Raw genomic sequence first — 20,332 nt, forward strand, 5'->3', positions numbered from 1 at the left:
TCCCAGTCGGATGCGGTTCGTTTGTGGCAGGTTTCCTTACTCAGTCGACAGCCGCTCCTGTTGACTCCCCGCGGGCGGACGAGAACACGGCCGATCACTGCCGATGTTAACGAACGGTTCCTCCTTAGGCTCAACACGAACATGCCGCACCCCGGTTTCACCCGGTCGACAGTAGTCACTTCGCCCTTCAGACACTGCGCGGGTTGACTCGGCAGATCAAGAGGCCAAAGCTCTCGCATGTCGTTGACGGGACGCCGTCGTTTGGCGACATTTCGTCGGACGTCACCGGCTTCTTCTACGTTACGCGTCCGGAAAGCTGGCGCGCACAATCGGCTGGAATACGACGGCAATCGCACGCGAATTCTACGCCACAATGCTGGAAATCTGTCCCGATCGGGAACGGGGCAGCAGAATCGTCAAGCAGCAGACATAGGAGTAGTCAACCGCGAAGGAGTCATCCGACATGCATGCAATTCGAAAACTTCGTGAGTCAGGCCACGCCACCACGGCTGACTACGAAACAATGCTCGCTGAGAATGTTGTTTTTCACAGTCCAGTCTTGATACGGACCATCGAAGGTCGTGCGGCGGTTGCACAAATCTTTGCGGCCTCGACCACTCTACGAGAAGGCGCCTATACAGGTGAGTGGAAGCTAGACGACCGCAGAACCTTACTCAGATGGAAGGGGCAGATTCAGGGTCACGAGCTGGAAAGTTTCGACTTTATCGAAGAAAACGATGAGGGACTCATCGTCGATCGCACAGTTGCTTTTCGTCCGATGCCCGCAGCGAAACTTTTTCGGGACGCCATGCGGGCTGCTCTCGGAAGCTCTGTTCCAGACGATTTCTGGGAATATATAAATTAGAGTTCAGGTGATCGCGCTCATGGCGCACGGCTTTCACGGCCCCGGCGACGTTGAGAATCGGCTGGTCGCAACTATGGTGGCGGCCGCGCCATCCTCTCGCCTGTTTCCCTGGCTGACGGAGAAACAATGTCGAGTTTCCGGTGCGCTGTTCGGCTGCCGAAGCCGGAGCGCCGGACGGTGGCGCGGGACCCGATCGAGTTGGTCGGCCTTGATTGCTTCGAAACGCCCAATCCGCTGAGTGGTCTGGCGGCATCATGAAGCAGATCGCCAACGTGTTCTGCTGTGGTTCATGCGCGAGAGGCTCGCCGAAAGGGCTCTCACCCAGAGAGCTTCCCTCGTTTAGCTTCAACTTGCTCGAATGCGGGCGCAGGCCGTCATACATCCGGCTGGATGAAGAGAGTAAGTCCCCACGGTCTTAGGATCACGCCAGCACAATTGCACCGAGCCTGATCGCCATGATGCTGTCGAGCCCGGTCCCGACCGATGAAGGCGTGACTGATGCTGAGGCGCTGGTCGCGGCTGGGCTTGATCCTGACCAGTGAGGCCGCGCTCCGAGCTCACGTCCAAGGCGCGACTCGGCGACCGACAGACGCGCGTTGGTTGCATGCACTGCCGCATAGCGTCATGTTGCGCGCCTATTCATGACGTGTTTCACTGGAGGCCCACCAAAGAACGTCCCGGCCCAAGCGGCCCGAGTGGGGAGAGTTGAATGGTGAAGCGGTTCGGCTTGAAGCGGTTTTGGCTCGCACGGCCGATTGACCCGCGGTCCACAATGAAACCCACCTCAAGTATCGACTCTGAGGCAAAACAATCTGCTCATCGCCCGAAGCCCCTCTACGCTCCAGCAAGCTGGCGCGGGACATTGGACCGGCGCACCACCTCAAGCGCTCACTAAGACGTTTGGCAGATCACATTGACTACCATCCTTCGGCATTTGGCCTTCTCGGCAGGAGTGAGGAGGCCCGATGCAGGTTGGGTCGGCTCTCGACCTGCACCATCGACGGCTCACGCAAGAACTTCTCTTGCGCCGAAGACCAAGGTACTGATGATCGATGGTCTCCGCCGGGCCGGTCTGCCCGAATGGAGGTAAACTATCGCGAACGCACGCTGTTGTGAGGTCGCGCCCTAGTGCGCATAGCAACGACAGCCTTGGCTAACACGTCGGTGTGAAAAAGCGCCGAAGTGGGACCCCGGCTACGTTAAAGCCAACCGTTGATTTAGTTCGTGAACTGACAGACAACCGGGGTCCCGATCGGCGCCGATCCGGACCCCACCCCGAGCGAATTTCCTTGTGCTAGATCAAAGCATAGCGGTCATCTCAGCGGGGGTCCCACTTCGGTGCTTATTCACAGGACACTCCGGGCACGCGACCCGATCTAGCCCAGCACGTGGTAACGATCCGAAATCCAATTCCGACTATTCGCGGATCACCAACGCGCGCACGGTCGATCGACTGGCTGGGCTCGTCGCTCCCTCCAGGATCATCGCCGGCGGCAAGTCAGATCGGGATGCCCACTACCTCCAACCCACGCTCCTCTTTCCGATCACCTGGGACGACAAGATCTTGGAGGACGAGATCTTCGGTCCAATCCCGCCGACTCTGACTTACACGTCCTTCGACGAGGCGATGATGCGGATGGCGAAAACGGGACGTCCGCTCGCTGCCCTTATCTTCGCCGCAACCAGAAAACCATCGACGGGTTCGTCGGCCAACGGGGTGGTGTGAACCTGGTGAATGTGCACTTGTTCGTCGAGATCATGCCGTTTGGCAGCACCGGGTCCGCCGGCATCGGCCACTACTATGGGAAATACGGCTTCGACGCGCTTACGCACGCCAAGTCGATGCTATCTCTCCGCCCGACGTAGCGATAGAACACCTGCACTCCCCGTTCAGCCGCGCGGCCGCCGGGACGCGAATTTGCTTCAGGCCGCTACTCTGCGGCTCTTCGACTTGGCCTTCTTGTCCACAGAAGACTTCTCCAAAACCGTGTGTGCGCCTGGGCCGGGATGAACCTGAACTTCCTTGGCTGAAAGCGGTTCGCCGCATTCCGAGCACACCATCACGGGATCGAACATCTTGCCGCACTTACGGTGTTGATGGAGCAGTGGGCGTCCACGCACATCGACCATATGGATGTCGCCCCAATGCACGATCGCCATCATGATCGGATAGAGGTCCAGGCCCTTTTGCGTCAGGATATATTCGTGGCGCTTGGGCGCTTCCTGATAGGGAATGCGGCGTAGGACGCCTTGGCGAACCAGCTTCTTCAGCCGTTCGGCGAGCAGATGCCGGGTAATCCCGAGCGCCGACTGAAAGCCTTCGAAGCGTCGCGTGCGCAGAAAACATTCCCGGAGGATCATCAGCGTCCAGCGGTCGCCGATCACGCCGATGGTACGAGCCATCGAACACGCTTGTTCCTCAAGTTCGTCCCATTTCATTCCTGCTCTCCGGTCCGCCGGCCACCATTCCCTCGAATCGTCCCAGGGAACCGGCGCCTAGCTACCATTCTAGTTAGGTACTAAATACCAGACAATACCCCGCCGACTGGCACAAATTAGCAGAATCCATCGTGAATTTGACAGTTCGATTTTAGAACTGTATGAACGAATGTAGCCGGGTCCACGCCAGGGACGACCGGGCCCGGCCATTCACTTCACTCCACGAAAGGAGCTGACATGCCCCTGAAAGTTGAATTTCACTTCGATTTCGGCAGCCCCAACGCTTACCTGGCGGAGCTGGCCCTTCCCGGCATCGAACGTCGCACCGGCGTGAAATTCGAATATGTCCCGGTTCTGCTCGGCGGCATCTTCAAGGCGACCGGCAACATGTCCCCGTTCGACTCGCTCCGTGGCATCAAGAACAAGCCCGAGTACAATGCGCTAGAGACCGAACGCTTCGTCCGTCGTCACAACGCAACCAGATTCCGTTCCAATCCGTTCTTTCCGGTCAACACGCTGATGATGATGCGCGGCGCCGTCGCGGCCCAGTTCGAGGGCATGTTCGAGCCCTATTTCCGCGCGGCGTACCACCACATGTGGGAAGAGCCGAAGAAGATGGATGACCTCGAGATCTTCCGAAAGGCGTTCATCGTCTCGGGCATTGACATCGACCGGCTGATCGCGCGGGCCCAGCAGGACGACGTCAAGAAGGGGCTCATCGATCGGACTACCGACGCGGTCAACCGTGGTGCCTTTGGCTCCCCGACATTTTTCGTCGGAAAGGAAATGTTCTTCGGCAAGGACCAGCTCCGCGACGTCGAGGAGTCGATCGTCGAACAGACTAGCCGGCCGGTTCCGAAGTCTGCCTAGAACGTTTCGAGCGAAGTGGAAATCCGTTCGCGTGAAAAACGCGTCAAGACCTCACGCGGGAGCCGAAGGCGCCAAGGCGGAAACTGCGAGATGCGGAGGGTCGATGTCCCGGACCTGCGTGACGGACACTTAGCCGGCCCATAACTTCAGTCGGCCCATAACAAAGCAAATTCAGGGAGAATACCCATGCCCGGCCCACTCAACGGCGTTCGTGTGCTCGATCTCACCGGCGTGGTGTCGGGTCCGTTCGCGACTATGTTTCTGGCGGATCAAGGCGCCGACGTGCTGAAGATCGAGCCGATCGGCGGCGACATCACCCGCCGCAGCCGCGCAACGATAGATAAGGACGGAGAATTCTCCGCGCTGTTTATCTCTTCAAACCGCGGCAAGCGTTCGCTGTCGATCGACGTCAAGAGCGACGCCGGCCGTGAGGTGCTTGCGAGGCTGGTGGCGCAGGCGGACGTCTTAGTGCAGAATTTCCGGCCCGGCACGATGGAACGGCTTGGTCTCGGCGTCGACGAGTTGCGCCAGCGCCATCCGCGCCTGATCTATGTCTCGATCAGCGGCGTCGGCGACACCGGGCCCTATGTCAAGAAGCGGGTATACGACCCGATCATTCAGGGCCTGTCGGGCTTTGCCGATATCCAGTCGCAGCCGGTGACGAACCGTCCGCAGATGATCCGGACCATCGTCTGCGACAAGACCACCGCCGTTTTCACCGCGCAGGCGGTGGCCGCTGCGCTCTATGCCCGCGAGAAAACCGGGCAGGGCGATCATATTCAGGTCGCCATGCTGGACACGATGATCTCGTATTTGTGGCCGGAAGGCATGATGCAATACACGGTGGTCGGCGCGGAAGCCGCCGCCGCCGATCCCAACGACCGGCCTGACCTCGTGTTCAAGACCAGCGACGGCTACATCACTGCCGGCACCATCTCGGATTCCGAATGGCAAGGCTTTTGCGGAGCCTCCGGCGATTCCGAGCTTGCCAAGGATCCCAGGTTCGCGACGCCGTCGGCGCGTTCGGTCAACGCCACGGCCCGCATCAACAAGATGGCGGAGCATATCGGGCAGCGCACCACGGCCGAATGGCTGGAGCGTCTGGATGCCGCCGACGTTCCTTGCGCGCCGATTCTTCGGCGCAGCGAAATCATCCACAACGAGCAGGTGGTCGCACGCGGCATCATCGCCGAGTTCGACCAGCCAAAGGTCGGACGGGTGCGGCAACCGAAGCCGGCGGCACGTTTTGAGGTCAACGAGGCCAAGATCGGCGGGCCTGCTCCCCGCGTTGGCGAGCACTCGCGCGAGGTGTTGCGTGGGCTCGGTTACGACGACGGCGCCATCGACAAGATGGTGGCCGAGCGCAGCGTGCGTGTGGCGGTCTGAAGCGTTTTTCAGCCAAGTAGGAATCGGTTCGCGCTAAGAAAACGCGCCAAATCGAAAATCCAGAGCCTTTTCCGTTCCGATTCCATCGGAGCGGAAGAGGCTCTAATGCCGTCCTGAACGTGTGGCGTCGGGTCTCAGGCTTTCGCCGGCGCCGCCGTGATCGGTGCCAACGGCACATTTGCTTTCTTGGCGAGCTGATAGGAGTCCCGCGCCTGCATGCGTTCGAGATAGGGCTGGGCGTTGTCGCAGATGCCAACACCGTAAGCGATGGCCCAATCCAGACATGTCGTCAGCAGGATGTCGGCGCTTGTGAACTTGTTGCCCATCAGGAATTGCCGGCCATCCATCAGCGCGACTTCGACATGGCGCAACTGCTGGCGAAAGTACTCGCCGGCCTGGGCGACGACCTCGGGCGCGATCCCGTAGATCGGGCCGAGCGCGTCGGCCCGATGGCGGCGCATCACATAAAGGCTGGTTGAATCCAGCTCCGCGACGATGAAGAAGCACCACTCCAGCCAGGCCGCGTAGTCGCGAGGGGCTTCGGGAATAAGCGAGCGTTGCGTCGTTGAATACATTCGCGACAAGTAGGCAACGATCGCGGCGCTCTCGCCGATGGCGAAATCGCCGTCCTGCAGCAGCGGCACCTTCTGGCGCGGGTTAAGCCGGGTATATTCGGCGGTCTTTGTCTCGCCGGTACGTGGACCGATCGGTCTGGTCTCGTACGCCAGGCCGAGTTCGTGCATGGCCCAATGCGGACGAATCGTGCGGCTGGTCCCAACGCCCCACAAGGTCAGGTTTGGAGCTGCGTGCATCTTACCATTTCTCCACGGACGGACGGAGATCGAGTTCGTGGGTCCAGCCGTCCCGGCTTTGCTGGTGGGCGAACCAGTAGGCGTCGGCAATGGAAGAGGTCCTGGTTAGGCTGTCGGCGGGAATGTCGCTTGCCTCGATCCCCTTCGCGGCTTTCATGCGCTGATGGATCGCCTCGCTGTCCACGCCGGCATCGATCAGCAGGTGCACAACGTGAATGTTGTTCGGCCCCAGCTCGCGCGCCATCGCTTGCGCCACCGCGCGAAGACCGAACTTCGCCGAAGAAAACGCGGCAAATCCCTTGCCGCCACGCACACTCGCGGTGGCCCCCGTGAAGAAGATGGTGCCGCGTCCGCGCGGCAGCATGACGCGCGCCGCTTCGCGTCCGACCAGGAAGCCACCGAAGCAGGCCAGTTCCCAGGCCTTGAAGAACAGCTTCTCGGTGGTGTCGAGCAGCGACTTGTTGACGTTCGAACCAGCGTTGTAGAGGCAGACTTCGATGGGTCCGATGTTGCTTTCGACGTCGGCAAACAGCTTCTGCACCTCGGCTTCTTGGCGTGCATCGACGCTGTAGGCATGGATCTTGTGCCCCGCAGCCGTCAGTTCATCCACCAGCCCCTGGGACTTCGCGGCGTCGCGCCTGCAGATGCAAACCGTGTAGCGGCCGAAGGCAAAACGCCGCGCCACCGCAGCACCAATGGCGTCGCCTGCGCCCACAAGTATCGCTACGCCGCGGCTCTCCGCCATTTCGCTTCTCCCTTGTAAGTTCCTATTTGAGACTTAATTCGTAGCGGCTGGCGAGGGTCTTGTAAACGAGGTTTTGCAGATCCGCGTGCTTATGGCAGGAAAGGTGCCGTGTTTCCCCAACCGTGGGGATGCTGAAATAGCGATTGACAAGTTCTAAAAAAGAACTTCAAGTAACCGTCGAACGTGTCGCACTGCACAAGCGGGCATCATGTGAACGGGAGCTTAGTCGTGGCGCAGCATTCGGACTCGATCGGCCTCGACGGGATCGCTGGCTTGCCGCGCCGCATCCATGAAGTGACGGCAAGGCAAGTTGCAAGGGCGCCCGACCGAATCGCGCTGGTCGAAGGCGGAGCTTGCTGGAGCTATCGCGAGCTGGATCTGCGCGTCGCCGAAACCGCCGCGGTCCTTTCGTCGCTGAGAATCCGGCCGGGTGACCGGATCATCATCGTCAGCGAGAACTGCATTGCGCTGGCGGCGTTGCTGCTGGCGGCGAGTAGGCTCGACGCCTGGGCAATCGTCGCCAATCCTCGGCTGTCGGCGCGCGAGCTGGATCAGATTCGCGACCACAGCGGCGCCCGCCGGATGTTGTTCACGTCAGGTATTTCAAGAGAGGCTGCGGCTCACGCGTCGCGCTATGGCGCCGAGCTGCGGCAAGTGGGGCCGCTGACGGAGATCGGCGTCGGTTCGCTCAACGAGGGCGCTGCCGTCGAGCCGGTGGTTGCCGATCCTGCCAGACAGGTTGCGGTGCTGATCTACACGTCGGGAACGACGGGTACGCCGAAAGGCGTGATGTTGTCGCATGACAATCTGCTGATCAGTGCGAAGACCACCGCGCAGTTCCGCAAGATGAATGAGGACGACAAGATCTACTTGGTCCTGCCGATCTCCCATATCGTAGGCATCTCCCTGCTGCTGATGACGCTGATGGTCGGCGGCACGGTGCGGATGGTCAGCAAATACGACCCGGCCGCGACCGCCAAGGCGATCGCGGAGGAGGGCGTTACCATCCTCAACGGCGTCCCCGCCACCTATCAGCGTCTGCTGGAATACAAGAGCGTCAAGGGTGTGAAGCTGCTCGCCAGGGGATCGCTGCGCCTGATCGCTGTCGCCGGCGCGCCGCTCGACCTGAACCTGAAGGAGCGGGTGGAGCGGGAATTCGGCCTCCCGCTGCTCAATGGCTACGGGATCACCGAATGTGCGCCGGGAATATCCGGCGTGCGTTTCGACGCGCCGCGTGCCGATTCTGCGGTCGGCACGCTGCTGCCGGGCGTCGAGGCGCGGGTGAGGACACTCGACGGCATTCCGACGTCACGCGGTGAAGTAGGCGAACTGCACGTTCGCGGACGTAACGTGATGCTCGGATACTATCGTGCCCCCGAGCTTACCGCAAAGGTGATCGACAGCGAGGGCTGGTTCAATACCGGCGATCTCGCGCGCTTCGACGGCGATTGTCTCTACATCGTCGGTCGCACCAAGGAAATGATCATCCGTTCCGGCTTCAATGTCTATCCCGCCGAAGTCGAAGCGGTGCTCAGTTCGCACAAGGAGGTCGTACAGTCAGCCGTGGTCGGCCGTGCCGCCGATGGAAATGAGGAGATTGTCGCCTTTGTGCAACTGCTGCCGGGATCCCGCACGACGCCTGACGATCTGATGAGCTACGTCCGGTTTCAGCTCACCTCCTACAAGCGGCCTTCCGAAATCATCATCCTCGATTCCCTGCCGGCCACCTCGACCGGCAAGATACTCAAGCACAAGCTCGCGGAGTCCGTGCGTGGCGAAGGTAGCAAAACCGCTTCGGCGCAGACGGCCGAACTTCGCAGACAGCATATCTAACTTGACCGGGAGAAGAATTTTGAAGAAGAGAAACGCGACCGTAGCAGTTGTCGGGGCCGGCGACTTCATTGGCGGAGAGATCGCCAAAAAGTTCGCGTCCGAAGGTTTCACTGTATTTGTCGGACGCCGCCAGGGAGAGAAGCTTGCCCCGCTGGTCAAGGAAATAGAGTCGGCGGGCGGAACGGTGTCTGGGCGGGCACTCGACGCCCGCAAGGAGGACGAGATGGTTTCCTTCCTGGGCGACGCCGACAGGCACGCGCCGTTGGAGGTCTGTGTGTTCAACATCGGCGCCAACGTGAATTTTCCGATCGTCGATACGACCGAAAGGGTTTTCCGCAAGGTGTGGGAAATGGCTTGCTATTCGGGCTTTCTCGCTGGTCGAGAGGCGGCCCGCTTGATGCTTCCGCGAGGCAAGGGGAACATCTTCTTCACGGGCGCTACCGCGAGCATGCGCGGGGGGTCGGGTTTCGCTGCATTTGCGAGCGCAAAGTTCGGATTGCGGGCGGTTGCACAATCAGCCGCACGCGAGCTTGGTCCCAAAAACATCCATGTCGCCCATCTCGTGATTGATTCCAGCGTCGATACCGAATGGGTGCGACAGTTAATCGTGAGCCGCGAAGGTGCGCAAGCGATCGAAAACCTCGATCCCAATCGCCTGATGCGTCCGGCCGCTGTCGCTGAGGCTTACTGGCAACTCTATCAACAGCCGCGCGATGCCTGGACCTTTGAGCATGAAATCCGTCCGTTCGGCGAGAAGTGGTAGCGGGGGCCTCACGCGATGGAGCTCAAACTTTCCAGCGAGGAGGCTGCGTTTCGCGACGAGGTGCGGGCCTTCATCGCGGAAAACTATCCGGTGGAGATGCGTGTTCTCAATCCGGAAACCGACCTTTCCAAGGAGCAGATGATGCTCTGGCACCGGATCCTTCACACCAAGGGATGGATCGCGCCGCTGTGGCCCAAAGAGTATGGCGGCCCCGGCTGGTCGATCACGGAGCGCTTCATCTTCGAGCAGGAGACCTCGCGCGCCGGGACGCTGCCGCCGCTGGCATTCAGCGTGACCATGGTCGGCCCGGTCATCTACACATTCGGCAACGACGCGCAGAAACGGAAGTTTCTGCCGCGAATCCTCTCCGGCGAGGATTGGTGGTGCCAGGGCTATTCGGAGCCGGGATCCGGTTCCGATCTGGCGTCGGTCCGCACCAAGGCGGTGCGGGACGGTGACCACTACATTGTCAACGGACACAAGACCTGGACGACGCTGGCCCAGCATGCCGACTGGATTTTCTGCCTGGTGCGGACCGATCCGTCGGCCAAGGCGCAGGCCGGCATCTCGTTCCTGCTGATCGACATGAAATCACCCGGCGTCACCGTGCGGCCCATCATCACTATCGATGGATCGCATGAAGTGAATGACGTGTTCCTCGAGGACGTGCGGGTTCCTGCGGAAAACCTGATGGGCGAGGAAAATAAAGGCTGGACCTACGCCAAGTTCCTGCTCGGCAACGAGCGCACCAGCATGGCCGGGATCGGCCGGTCGACGCGTTATCTGGAGCGCCTCAAGCGTATTGTCAGCACCGAGGTGGGCGAAGACGACCCGACCTTCGGGGAGTTCACCAGGGAAATCGCGCGGGTCGAGCTCGACGTGCTGGCCCTGGAAGCAACCGAACTGCGCATCGTCGCGCAGATGTCGCGAGGCATCGACCCCGGACCGGCGGCGTCGCTGTTCAAGATCAGGGGCACCGAAATATTCCAGCGCATCACCGATCTGACGCACCAGGCGATCGGCAATTACGGTCTGGCAATCCGCGAACATCCGGTGAGCGCAAACCGCTTCATGCCGGGGCCGGAATACGGGCACACCGCATCCGAGAAGTATCTGAACTCCCGAAAGCTCAGCATTTACGGGGGATCGAACGAAATCCAGCGCAACATCATCGCGAAAGCGGTTCTCGGTCTTTAACTACATCGCACGAGGCATCGGATGGACATCCAGTTGACGGAAGAGCAGGAATTGCTCCGGTCCAGCATTCAGCGACTCCTGCGCGATCAGTACGATTTCGACGAGCGCCGCAAGATTGTCGCGACCGACGAAGGCTGGAGCCGCAAGCACTGGAGCGCTTTTGCCGAGCTGGGGTTGTGCGCGGCGCCGTTTCAGGAGAGCTCCGGCGGTCTTGGTGGCGGGACGCTTGCGACCATGATCGTGATGCAGGAGTTCGGCCGCAACCTGGTCGTCGAACCCTATTTCGAGACCGTCGTGCTCGCGGGCGGCCTGATCGAGGAAGCCGGCTCGCCCGAGCAGCGTCAGGCGTTGTTGCCTGGCATCATGGACGGCAGCGCGATCTGGACGCTGGCGTGGGCCGAGGGGCGGTCGCGTTATGATTTCGACAACGTCGCGACGACGGCGCGACGCGAGGGGGACCATTTCGTCCTGAGCGGAACCAAGGCAGCGGTCATCGGTGCGCCGTGGGCGGACAAATTGATCGTCTCGGCGCGCACCTCCGGGGAGCCGCGCGATCGTGCCGGCGTCAGCCTGTTCGTCCTCGATCGCCATTCGCCCAATCTTCATCTGCAGAGCTTCAAGACCATTGATGGCCGGCGCGCCGCCGAACTGACGCTGATGGACGTTCGGGTGCCGGCCAGCCAGATGCTGGGTGCCGAAGGTGAGGGCGTCGCCGTGCTCGAGGCCTGCCGCGACCGTGCGATCGCCGCGCTCTGCGCGGAAGCGATCGGCGCGATGTCAGTGCTGAATTCAACGACGCTCGAATACAGCAAGGTGCGCAAGCAGTTCGGTGCGGCGCTCGGCACGTTTCAGGTATTGCAGCATCGCATGGTCGACATGTTCATCGCGCTCGAGGAGGCCGTCTCGCTCACGCAACATCTGAATCTCAGCATGGCAGCCCGGGAGCCGAATGGTTCAAAAATGGCGGCTGGCGCGAAGTCGAAGGTCGGCTACGCCGCGCGCTTCATCGCTGAGCAGGCCGTGCAACTTCACGGCGGCATGGGAATGAGCGACGAGCTGGACGTCGGCCACTACTTCAAGCGGATCAGCTCCATCAACATCCAGTTCGGCGATCCCGCCTATCATCTGATGCGATACGCGCAGCAGAGCTGAAGTTCACCGGGCGGCAATCCGACTGTCGAATCCAAAGAAAGGCACACCGATGACCGAAGCAGTAATCGTCTCGACCGCCCGTACCCCGATCGGCAAGGCCTACAAGGGCGCGCTCAACCACACCGAGGGCGCCACCCTGCTGGGACATGCGATCTCGCAGGCCGTGTCGCGCGCCAAAATCGACGGTGCCGAAGTCGAGGATGTGGTGATGGGTTGCGCCATGCAGCAGGGCACCACCGGCACCAATATCGCGCGGAAGGCACTGCTGCGCGCCGGGCTGCCGGTCAGCGTGGCCGGAACGACCATCGACCGCCAATGCGCGTCCGGTCTTCAGGCGATCGCGCTGGCGGCGCGGTCGGTGATTTTCGATGGCGTGGAAGTCACCATTGGCGGCGGCGGTGAGTCGATCAGCCTGGTGCAGAACAACCAAATGAACATGTTTCACGCGGTCGATCCGGAGTTGCTCGCCATGAAGGGCGACGCTTACATGGCGATGCTGGATACGGCCGAGATCGTGGCCAAGCGCTACGATATCTCCCGTGAGCGCCAGGATGAATACAGCCTCGAGAGCCAGCGCCGGACCGCGTCCGCGCAACAGGGCGGCCGCTTCAACGACGAACTCGCACCGATCAAGACCTCGATGGCGGTCACCGACAAGGCGTCCGGTGCGGTGTCCTATCGCGAAGTGACCCTGTCGGCCGACGAGGGTCCGCGCCCCGATACCACTGCCGAGGCCCTCGCGGGCGTCAAGCCGGCCAAGGGACCGGGCTTCACCATTACCGGCGGCAATGCCAGCCAGCTCTCCGACGGCGCAAGTGCCGCCGTCATCATGAGCGACAAGCTGGCGGCGCAGAAGGGGCTGAAGCCGCTCGGCATTTTCCGCGGCTTCGTCGCGGCGGGCTGCGAGCCGGACGAGATGGGCGTGGGGCCGGTCTACGCCGTGCCGAAACTGCTCAAGCGTCACGGGCTCAAGATCGACGATATCGATCTCTGGGAATTGAACGAGGCCTTCGCGGTGCAGGTGATCTATTGCCGCGACAAGCTCGGCATCGATCCGGAAAAGCTCAACGTCAATGGCGGCTCGATCGCGGTCGGCCATCCCTACGGCATGACCGGCGCGCGGCTGACCGGTCACGCCCTGATCGAGGGGCGTCGGCGCAAGGCCAAATACGCCGTCGTCACCATGTGCGTCGGCGGCGGAATGGGTGCCGCGGGACTTCTCGAAATCGTCCACTGACGCTCAGCAATCCAACACCTGAAAAACCCTATCGGAGGCACGCGTGAAGACAGCCGTCACCGAGATGTTCGGCATCGAACATCCGATCATCCAGGGCGGAATGCACTATGTGGGATTCGCCGAACTCGCGGCCGCGGTGTCGAACGCCGGCGGGCTTGGCGTCATCACCGGCCTGACGCAACGGACGCCGGAACTGCTGGCCAAGGAGATCGCGCGTTGCCGCGACATGACGGACAAGCCGTTCGGCGTGAACCTGACGTTCCTGCCGACCTTCACCGCGCCGCCCTATCCGGAATATGTCGCCGCGATCCGTGAAGGCGGCGTCAAGGTCGTCGAAACCGCCGGTCGCAGTCCCGAGCAGTATATGCCGGCCCTGAAGGCCGGGGGTATCAAGGTGATCCACAAATGCACGTCGGTCCGGCACTCGCTGAAGGCTGAGGCGATCGGCTGTGATGCCGTTAGCGTCGACGGTTTCGAATGCGGCGGTCATCCCGGCGAGGACGACATGCCCAACATGATCCTGTTGCCGCGCGCTGCCGAGGAACTGAAGATTCCGTTCGTTGCCTCCGGCGGCATGGCGGATGCCCGTAGCCTGGTCGCGGTGCTGGCGATGGGCGCTGCCGGAATGAACATGGGGACGCGCTTTATCGCCACCAAGGAAGCGCCCGTGCACGAAAACGTCAAAAACGCGCTGCTGAAGGCAACCGAACTCGACACTCGTCTGGTCATGCGCGGGCTGCGCAACACCGAGCGCGTCCTGAACAACAAGGGCGTTGAGCAATTGCTCGAGATCGAACGCGAGAAGGGCAGGCGCCTCAAAATCGATGACATTCACGACAAGGTGGCAGGCGTCTATCCCAAGGTGATGCTCGACGGCGACATGGACGCCGGCGCATGGAGTTGCGGCATGGTCGCGGGCCTCATCCACGACATTCCGACCGTCAAGGAACTGATCGATCGCATCATGGCGGACGCCGAACGAATTATCCGTCAGCGCCTGACCGGCTTCCTCGATGGCGTCGAGCAAAGGCCGGTTGCCGCCCGGGCGATTGCGTGAACGTCGAACGGGCCCGGCCGGTCATCGATGGATGGCCTTCGCCGGCCTCGCCGAAGGGGAATCTATGTATCTGGCCGACCTCCACTATTACGAGCCGTCGACGGGCCACGGGCTCAGACACAATCCGTTCAACGCGATCATCGCACCGCGTCCGATCGGCTGGATTTCGTCGAACAATGCGGCCGGTCAATTCAATCTCGCGCCTTACAGCTTCTTCAACGCGATCCTCTACGGCCCTCCGATCATCGGCTTCTCCTCGATCTCATGGAAGGACCCGGTCAAGAACGTCAGCGAGACCCGCGAATTCACCTGGAAGCTGGTGACCATGGATCTGGGCGATCGCATGAACGTGACGGCAGCGCCTCTCAGTCAGGGCGTGGGTGAATTCGATGCGGCAGGACTGACGCCAGTACCCGGGCGACACGTCGCCCTGCCTCGCCTGGGTGAGAGCAGGGCCGCCATGGAATGCAACCGCCGTCTCCAGCTTGGGAATGCGCGGGGTGAGAAGGTCGAGGGATGGTTCGTGCTCGGCGAGGTCGTCGCAGTATATATAGACAAATCCCTGATCGAGGATGGCGTCTACAGGGCACTTCCGCGTCCCATCCTGCGTGCCGGCCGAGGCAGGGATTACCTCGAGGTCAAGACGGAAAACATGTTCGAAATGAAGCGTCCGGTTGGCAGCAGCAAGCCGGAATTCCACGGTACCTGATCAAAGGAGCGGTCGATGACCCCATATGTGAAAACCGAAATCAATGCCGGCGTCATGACGATCACGCTGGCGCGTGCCGAGAAGAAGAACGCGCTCAGCAATGCCATGTACAGCGCGATGTCGGACGGGCTGGAGCGCGCGGAGAGCGATCCGTCCGTGCGGGTCGTCCTGTTTCAGGGGGATGGCGACAGTTTCACGTCCGGAAACGACATTGCCGATTTCAGCGCCCAGGCCAACGGGAACGATAGCGGAGAAAGCCAGGCGTTCCGCTTCGTCCGCAATCTAGGCAAGGCCACCCGTCCGCTGGTCGCGGCCGTGCAGGGCAACGCGGTTGGCATCGGCACCACGATGTTGCTGCATTGTGATCTGGTGTTTCTGGCCGACACCGCGAAGCTGCTGACGCCGTTCGTCAACCTGGCGCTGGTTCCCGAGGCGGCTTCGAGTTGGCTGTTGCCCGCCCGCATCGGGCACGTCCGTGCCTATGCCATGTTTGCATTGGGAGAGCCGCTTGACGCAGCAGCGGCATTGGCCTGTGGCCTGGCCAATGCCGTGGTGCCGGCAGCGGATTTGCGCGCGCGTGCATCGCAGGCCGCCGAAGCCCTGACCAAACGGGCCGCCGGCTCTCTCAACCACACCAAGGCGCTGATGCGCGAGATGGACAAGATCGCCGCGCAGATGAACCGCGAAAGCGCGCTGTTTGCCGAGCGGTTGCAGACTGGAGAAGCGCGCGAAGCGTTCGCCGCCTTTGCCGAGCGGCGCAAGCCTGACTTCACAAAATTGGCGAGCTGAAACGGGGTCCGCGGCAGTCAGCCCACAGCTGATTGCTGGACTGATCATCGGCCGGGCGGCGAGCGGCACGACGTGCGCCGCTCGCCGCGCCATTCTGCCGGATCGGCCGTGCGATCAGTGACGCTCGATCGCGATGGCGGTGGCTTCACCGCCACCGATGCAGAGCGCGGCGACGCCGCGCTTGAGGTTTTGCGCCTCGAGTGCATGCAGCAGCGTCACGATCAGACGGGCACCGGTGGCGCCGATGGGATGACCGAGCGCGCAGGCGCCGCCATTGACGTTCAGCTTCTCCCGGGGAATTCCGAGATCCTTTTGCGCCGCCATCGCCACCACGGCAAAGGCCTCGTTGATCTCGAACAGGTCGACGTCGCCAACGCTCCAGCCGATCTTGTCCAGCAGCTTGCGAATGGCCGGGATCGGCGCCGTCGTGAACCATTGCGGCTCCTGGCTGTGGGTGGCGTGGCCCTTGATCTCGGCCAGCACCGGCAACCCGTCGCGATCGGCGAGCGAGCGCTTGGCGAGGATCAACGCGGCGGCGCCGTCGGCATTGGCCGAGGAGGCGGCCGGCGTAATGGTGCCATTGGCGCGGAACGCGGCTTTCAATCCCGGAATCTTGGCCGGGTCCACCTTCAGCGGATGCTCGTCGTTGGCGATGATGCGCGGCCCGGCCTTTTCGGCGAGCGTGATAGGCGCGATCTCGGCCTTGAACGCGCCGCCCTCGACCGCCTTGCGGGCGCGGGTCAGCGTCTCCATCGCATAGGTGTCCTGGTCCTTGCGGGTGAATTGGTAGGCCTCCGCGGTGGCCTCGCCAAAATCGCCCATCGAGCGGCCGGTTTCATAGGCGTCTTCTAATCCGTCCATCATCATGTGGTCGATGATGCGGTCGTGACCGGCGCGGTAACCGCCACGCGCCTTGGCCAGCAGATAGGGGGCATTGCTCATGCTTTCCATGCCGCCTGACAGCACGATCGAGGCCGAACCTGCATTGATGATGTCGTGGGCGAGCATGGTCGCCTTCATGCCGGAGCCGCAGACCTTGTTGATGGTAGTGGCTCCGGTGGCATCCGGCAACTTGGCGCCTCGGGCGGCCTGGCGTGCCGGCGCCTGGCCCTGTCCGGCCGGCAACACGTTGCCCATGAACACCTCGTCGATCCGCTCGGGCGCAAGCTTGGCCCGTTCCAGCGCCGCGCCGATCACGTGGGAGCCGAGCTTGTGGGCGCTGAGCGGCGACAACTCGCCCATGAAGCGGCCAAGCGGCGTGCGGGCGGCGGAAACGATGACGACGGGGTCGGAAGCGGCGGTCATGGCGAACTCTCCTGTTGATAGAGGTTGTTATATGACGATAGTCATATAAGATGGCCGGCAACGCAACAAAAGAGGCCGCAACCATAAGGGCAATGCGGTTCCGGAACGACTAGGAGGAGAGGGTGACGGCCGGTGCGGCCGATCACCCCAAGGCCTTGCATGAGCGATCTTGCACGGCGTGACCTTGCACGGAGTGGCGATGCGATACGTAGAGGACCACAGGCGTCAAACCCACAGCCGGATTGTTGAAAATGCCTCCTACGGCCTGCGCCAAATGGGCGCCAAGGGGCTCAGCGTCGTCGATCTGATGAAGCTCGCGGGCCTGACGCATGGCGGTTTCTACAACCATTTCCATTCGCGCGCCGCGCTGGTTGGCGAGGCCGTCGCGTTCGCCATGGACCAGATGACGGCGCGATGGAAAGAACTGACGCACAAGAAGGCCAACGGGCGGCGCCTCGAGGCGTTGATCGCCGATTACCTCAGTCCCCGGCATCGCGACGATCCCAGGCATGGTTGCCCGCTTCCGACCTTGGCTGTCGATGTCGCCCGATCGGGCGCGAGCGAACAGCAGGCCCTGGCCGCCAAGCTGGAAGAGATGATCCACATTTTTGTCGAACTGCTTCCTGACGAGCCGCCTCGACAGGCCCGCCAGATCGCAACCGGTGCCATCGCGACCATGGTCGGGTCTATTGTGCTGTCGCGTGCTGTCGGCGCGGGGAAATTGTCCAACCGCATCCTCGAAGCCGGACGCAAAACCGCCGTCAGCCGGATCTGGAACGATCAGTTGACAGCAATAGAGGCGAAGCGCAGCGAAATATCGTGATGCAAGGGAGGTCACCATGACGGCCGGCAAGTGGCTCAAAACAGCCTGCAACCTGTGTTACGTCAATTGCGGGATCGAGGTCCTGGTGAATGACGGGCGGCTCGAAAAGGTGCGGGGCGACCGCTCGAGTCCGAAGTCACAGGGCTATCTCTGCAACAAGGCGACCCGGATTCCGTATTACGCGCATCACAAGGATCGGCTCAAGACCCCGCTGCGTCGTCGCGCCGACGGCGGCTTTGACGAAATCGAGTGGGACGTGGCGATCGCCGAAATCGCCGCGCGGCTGCGCGATATCGTCGACAGACATGGCGGCAAGAGCATTGCCCTGTATGGCGGCGGCGGGCAGGGCAACCACGCCGGCGGCGCCTACGGCAGCGGATTGTTGCGCGCGCTGGGTTCACGCAGCACCTTCAACGCCCTTTCCCAGGAGAAGACCGGCGACTTCTGGGTCAATGGCCACATGTTCGGCAGCCAGACCTGCCACACCGCCGAAGACGTGCATCATTGCGATCTCTTGCTTGTCATCGGCGCCAATCCCTGGATCGCGCACGGCTTCCCCAATGCGCGCGACCATCTCAACCAGATCCGCAAGGATCCCGCACGCCGGCTGATCGTGATCGATCCGCGGCGAACCGAGACCGCCGAAATGGCGGACCTGCATCTCGCGGTGCGCCCGGGCGCCGATGCGTTTCTTCTCGGCGCGCTGCTGGCCACGCTGGTCCGTTCCGACCGGGTCGACCATGCCTTTCTTGAGGAGCGCACGATCGGATTCGCCGAAGTGAGGCAGGCGCTGCTGAATATCCCGGTGGAAGAATGGGCGGCCGCCGCCGATATCCCGGTCGCGGATATCGAGCGGTGCGCCGCCATGATTGCAGCGGCGAAGGCGATGGTGGTTCGGGTCGAGCTTGGCATCCAGCAAGGCATCAACTCGACGCTGAATTCCTATCTCGAAAAGCTCCTGATCATGCTTTCCGGGAATTTCGGCCGCAAGGGTACCAATCAGTTGCATAGCTGGCTGCAACCGCTATGGGGCAATTCGCCGAACCAGACCTTCGCGCCGACCGGTGACGCGATCATCGGCGGGCTATTGCCGCCGAACATATTTCCCGAAGCGGTGCTCAAGGACCATCCGGAACGGTTGCGTTGCGCCTGGATCGACAGTTCCAATCCGGCCAACACGGCGGCCAACACCGAAGCCGTGGAACGCGCGCTGCGCTCGCTGGACCTGTGCGTCGTGGTCGACGTCGCGATGACCGAAACCGCGCGGCTCGCGCACTACGTTCTGCCGGCGTCCTCGCAGTTCGAGAAAACCGAGTTCACGCTGTTCAATTTCGAGTTTCCGACCAACTATTTTCACGTTCGCGCCGGTGTGTTGCCGCCGCTTGCCGGCACCCTGCCGGAGCCCGAGATCTACACCCGGCTTGCCGTCGCGCTCGGGCTGCTGCCGGGCGACAACGTGCTGGCGCCGCTACGGGAAGCGGCGCGACGTTCGCGCGCCGAATTCACTACCGCCTTTCGTGCGTTCATGGCGGAAAACCCTTCGGCCCAAGCGGTCGCGGCCCTCGTGCTCTACCATACGCTCGGGCAGACGCTTCCGGATGGCACCGCAGCCGCGGCGCCGTTGTGGAACGCGGCGCTGGCCTGCGCGAAGCGATCGCCGCAGGCGGTGCGGCGCGCGATCGGCGCATCGGACGAGGTGGCGGATCATCAGCTCGGCGATCTCCTGTTCGACAGCATCGTGGCCGCGCGGCAGGGCGCCGCGGTGACCCGTCACGACTATGACGAGGTCTGGACGCTGATCGGTTATTCGGATCGCAAGGTTCGGCTTTCCGTGCCCCAGATGCTGGAATGGCTGGCGCGCCTCGATCCGCAAGCTGCGGGCGCGCCAAAGGAGTTTCCGTTCATGCTGGCGGCTGGCGGTCGACGCATGTTCAATGCCAACCAGATTTTTCGCGATCCGGCCTGGCGTCGCGACGATCCTGACGGAGCCATGCTGATCAATTCGAACGATCTGGGCGAGTTGGGCGCAAAGGACGGCGACTGGATCGCCGTCGAGTCGGCGGTTGGGCGGCTTGTGGTCCGCTGCAAGGCCGACGACGCCATGCGAAGCGGCCAGTTGGCGCTGCCGCACGGCTACGGTCAGGCCTATCCCGCGCCGGACGGAGAACGCCTGGTCAACGGGCCGCGCATCAATCTGCTCACTGAAAGCGGCAACCGCGATCCGATTGCAGGAACGCCCTACCACAAGAACGTCGCGGTTCGCCTCGCTTTGGTGCCGGACCACGAGGCTGCGTCTCATCAGTCGCAGTCCGAGCGAATTCATATGAGAGCGGCCGCGAATTAGCCCGAA

At 62.2% G+C, this 20,332-nt stretch carries 19 protein-coding genes; 15 read left to right on the top strand and 4 right to left on the bottom strand.

Annotated elements, in window-relative coordinates; all coding sequences use genetic code 11:
- The first annotated feature begins 463 nt into the window (after positions 1–463).
- From ABIB66_RS32550 to ABIB66_RS32560, 3 genes are all read left to right on the top strand, one after another.
- A complete protein-coding gene (locus tag ABIB66_RS32550) occupies positions 464–865 on the top strand; it encodes a hypothetical protein (RefSeq protein ID WP_354257198.1) in 402 nt (133 codons plus the stop codon).
- 1,291 nt (positions 866–2,156) lie between these two features.
- Positions 2,157–2,591 carry an aldehyde dehydrogenase family protein gene (locus tag ABIB66_RS32555; RefSeq protein WP_354257202.1) on the top strand — a complete coding sequence of 145 codons (435 nt, stop codon included), beginning with the start codon at positions 2,157–2,159 and terminating at the stop codon, positions 2,589–2,591.
- 5 nt (positions 2,592–2,596) lie between these two features.
- Positions 2,597–2,731, top strand: a complete 135-nt coding sequence (locus tag ABIB66_RS32560) for a hypothetical protein (protein WP_354257205.1) — start codon at positions 2,597–2,599, stop codon at positions 2,729–2,731.
- Positions 2,732–2,788: 57 nt separating this feature from the next.
- On the opposite strand, the gene ABIB66_RS32565 is transcribed toward ABIB66_RS32560, so the two are convergent.
- Entirely contained in the window at positions 2,789–3,304 is a 516-nt protein-coding gene (locus ABIB66_RS32565; protein WP_354257208.1) for a winged helix-turn-helix transcriptional regulator, read from the bottom strand.
- Positions 3,305–3,541: 237 nt separating this feature from the next.
- On the opposite strand from ABIB66_RS32565, the gene ABIB66_RS32570 reads away from it, so the two are divergent.
- Both ABIB66_RS32570 and ABIB66_RS32575 read left to right on the top strand, forming a co-directional pair.
- The gene (locus tag ABIB66_RS32570) at positions 3,542–4,174 is read left to right on the top strand and encodes a 2-hydroxychromene-2-carboxylate isomerase (protein WP_354257212.1); all 633 of its coding nucleotides are present in this window, start codon (positions 3,542–3,544) and stop codon (positions 4,172–4,174) included.
- A 186-nt stretch (positions 4,175–4,360) separates the two neighbouring features.
- Entirely contained in the window at positions 4,361–5,560 is a 1,200-nt protein-coding gene (locus ABIB66_RS32575; protein WP_354257215.1) for a CaiB/BaiF CoA transferase family protein, read from the top strand.
- Positions 5,561–5,694: 134 nt separating this feature from the next.
- Here the strand turns inward: ABIB66_RS32575 and ABIB66_RS32580 are convergent, their stop codons facing one another.
- Positions 5,695–6,372, bottom strand: a complete 678-nt coding sequence (locus ABIB66_RS32580) for a glutathione S-transferase family protein (protein WP_354257218.1) — start codon at positions 6,370–6,372, stop codon at positions 5,695–5,697.
- A 1-nt stretch (position 6,373) separates the two neighbouring features.
- Positions 6,374–7,117, bottom strand: a complete 744-nt coding sequence (locus ABIB66_RS32585; protein ID WP_354257221.1) for an SDR family NAD(P)-dependent oxidoreductase — start codon at positions 7,115–7,117, stop codon at positions 6,374–6,376.
- Between the two features lie 228 nt (positions 7,118–7,345).
- On the opposite strand from ABIB66_RS32585, the gene ABIB66_RS32590 reads away from it, so the two are divergent.
- From ABIB66_RS32590 to ABIB66_RS32625, 8 genes are all read left to right on the top strand, one after another.
- Positions 7,346–8,950: a class I adenylate-forming enzyme family protein gene (locus ABIB66_RS32590; protein WP_354257224.1), complete on the top strand. Its 1,605-nt coding sequence runs from the start codon at positions 7,346–7,348 to the stop codon at positions 8,948–8,950.
- Between the two features lie 19 nt (positions 8,951–8,969).
- Positions 8,970–9,713, top strand: a complete 744-nt coding sequence (locus ABIB66_RS32595; protein WP_354257227.1) for an SDR family NAD(P)-dependent oxidoreductase — start codon at positions 8,970–8,972, stop codon at positions 9,711–9,713.
- A gap of 15 nt (positions 9,714–9,728) precedes the next feature.
- Positions 9,729–10,910, top strand: coding sequence for an acyl-CoA dehydrogenase family protein (locus ABIB66_RS32600; RefSeq protein ID WP_354257231.1), 1,182 nt, complete (start codon positions 9,729–9,731; stop codon positions 10,908–10,910).
- A gap of 21 nt (positions 10,911–10,931) precedes the next feature.
- Positions 10,932–12,062: an acyl-CoA dehydrogenase family protein gene (locus ABIB66_RS32605; RefSeq protein ID WP_354257235.1), complete on the top strand. Its 1,131-nt coding sequence runs from the start codon at positions 10,932–10,934 to the stop codon at positions 12,060–12,062.
- 49 nt (positions 12,063–12,111) lie between these two features.
- A complete protein-coding gene (locus ABIB66_RS32610) occupies positions 12,112–13,299 on the top strand; it encodes an acetyl-CoA C-acyltransferase (RefSeq protein ID WP_354257238.1) in 1,188 nt (395 codons plus the stop codon).
- 43 nt (positions 13,300–13,342) lie between these two features.
- Positions 13,343–14,356, top strand: coding sequence for an NAD(P)H-dependent flavin oxidoreductase (locus ABIB66_RS32615; protein WP_354257241.1), 1,014 nt, complete (start codon positions 13,343–13,345; stop codon positions 14,354–14,356).
- Positions 14,357–14,420: 64 nt separating this feature from the next.
- Entirely contained in the window at positions 14,421–15,065 is a 645-nt protein-coding gene (locus tag ABIB66_RS32620; RefSeq protein ID WP_354257244.1) for a flavin reductase family protein, read from the top strand.
- A gap of 15 nt (positions 15,066–15,080) precedes the next feature.
- A complete protein-coding gene (locus ABIB66_RS32625; protein ID WP_354257247.1) occupies positions 15,081–15,854 on the top strand; it encodes an enoyl-CoA hydratase-related protein in 774 nt (257 codons plus the stop codon).
- Positions 15,855–15,968: 114 nt separating this feature from the next.
- On the opposite strand, the gene ABIB66_RS32630 is transcribed toward ABIB66_RS32625, so the two are convergent.
- Entirely contained in the window at positions 15,969–17,159 is a 1,191-nt protein-coding gene (locus ABIB66_RS32630; protein WP_354257250.1) for an acetyl-CoA C-acyltransferase, read from the bottom strand.
- 178 nt (positions 17,160–17,337) lie between these two features.
- Here ABIB66_RS32630 and ABIB66_RS32635 point away from each other — a divergent pair, with 178 nt between their 5' ends.
- Positions 17,338–17,982 carry a TetR/AcrR family transcriptional regulator gene (locus ABIB66_RS32635; RefSeq protein WP_354257445.1) on the top strand — a complete coding sequence of 215 codons (645 nt, stop codon included), beginning with the start codon at positions 17,338–17,340 and terminating at the stop codon, positions 17,980–17,982.
- Between the two features lie 16 nt (positions 17,983–17,998).
- Positions 17,999–20,326, top strand: a complete 2,328-nt coding sequence (locus tag ABIB66_RS32640; protein WP_354257253.1) for a molybdopterin-dependent oxidoreductase — start codon at positions 17,999–18,001, stop codon at positions 20,324–20,326.
- Positions 20,327–20,332: the final 6 nt, after the last annotated feature.

It is taken from the genome of Bradyrhizobium sp. F1.13.3, assembly GCF_040548265.1.
In the GTDB taxonomy this organism is placed as follows: domain Bacteria; phylum Pseudomonadota; class Alphaproteobacteria; order Rhizobiales; family Xanthobacteraceae; genus Bradyrhizobium.

Excerpts from the sequence above, each read along its gene's own strand:
- ABIB66_RS32565 (WP_354257208.1), bottom strand. The coding sequence starts at position 3,304 with ATGAAATGGGACGAACTTGAGGAACAAGCGTGTTCGATGGCTCGTACC.
- ABIB66_RS32575 (WP_354257215.1), top strand. The coding sequence starts at position 4,361 with ATGCCCGGCCCACTCAACGGCGTTCGTGTGCTCGATCTCACCGGCGTG.
- ABIB66_RS32610 (WP_354257238.1), top strand. The coding sequence starts at position 12,112 with ATGACCGAAGCAGTAATCGTCTCGACCGCCCGTACCCCGATCGGCAAG.
- ABIB66_RS32625 (WP_354257247.1), top strand. The coding sequence starts at position 15,081 with ATGACCCCATATGTGAAAACCGAAATCAATGCCGGCGTCATGACGATC.
- ABIB66_RS32585 (WP_354257221.1), bottom strand. The coding sequence starts at position 7,117 with ATGGCGGAGAGCCGCGGCGTAGCGATACTTGTGGGCGCAGGCGACGCC.
- ABIB66_RS32620 (WP_354257244.1), top strand. The coding sequence starts at position 14,421 with ATGTATCTGGCCGACCTCCACTATTACGAGCCGTCGACGGGCCACGGG.
- ABIB66_RS32605 (WP_354257235.1), top strand. The coding sequence starts at position 10,932 with ATGGACATCCAGTTGACGGAAGAGCAGGAATTGCTCCGGTCCAGCATT.
- ABIB66_RS32570 (WP_354257212.1), top strand. The coding sequence starts at position 3,542 with ATGCCCCTGAAAGTTGAATTTCACTTCGATTTCGGCAGCCCCAACGCT.
- ABIB66_RS32630 (WP_354257250.1), bottom strand. The coding sequence starts at position 17,159 with ATGACCGCCGCTTCCGACCCCGTCGTCATCGTTTCCGCCGCCCGCACG.
- ABIB66_RS32550 (WP_354257198.1), top strand. The coding sequence starts at position 464 with ATGCATGCAATTCGAAAACTTCGTGAGTCAGGCCACGCCACCACGGCT.
- ABIB66_RS32600 (WP_354257231.1), top strand. The coding sequence starts at position 9,729 with ATGGAGCTCAAACTTTCCAGCGAGGAGGCTGCGTTTCGCGACGAGGTG.
- ABIB66_RS32640 (WP_354257253.1), top strand. The coding sequence starts at position 17,999 with ATGACGGCCGGCAAGTGGCTCAAAACAGCCTGCAACCTGTGTTACGTC.
- ABIB66_RS32580 (WP_354257218.1), bottom strand. The coding sequence starts at position 6,372 with ATGCACGCAGCTCCAAACCTGACCTTGTGGGGCGTTGGGACCAGCCGC.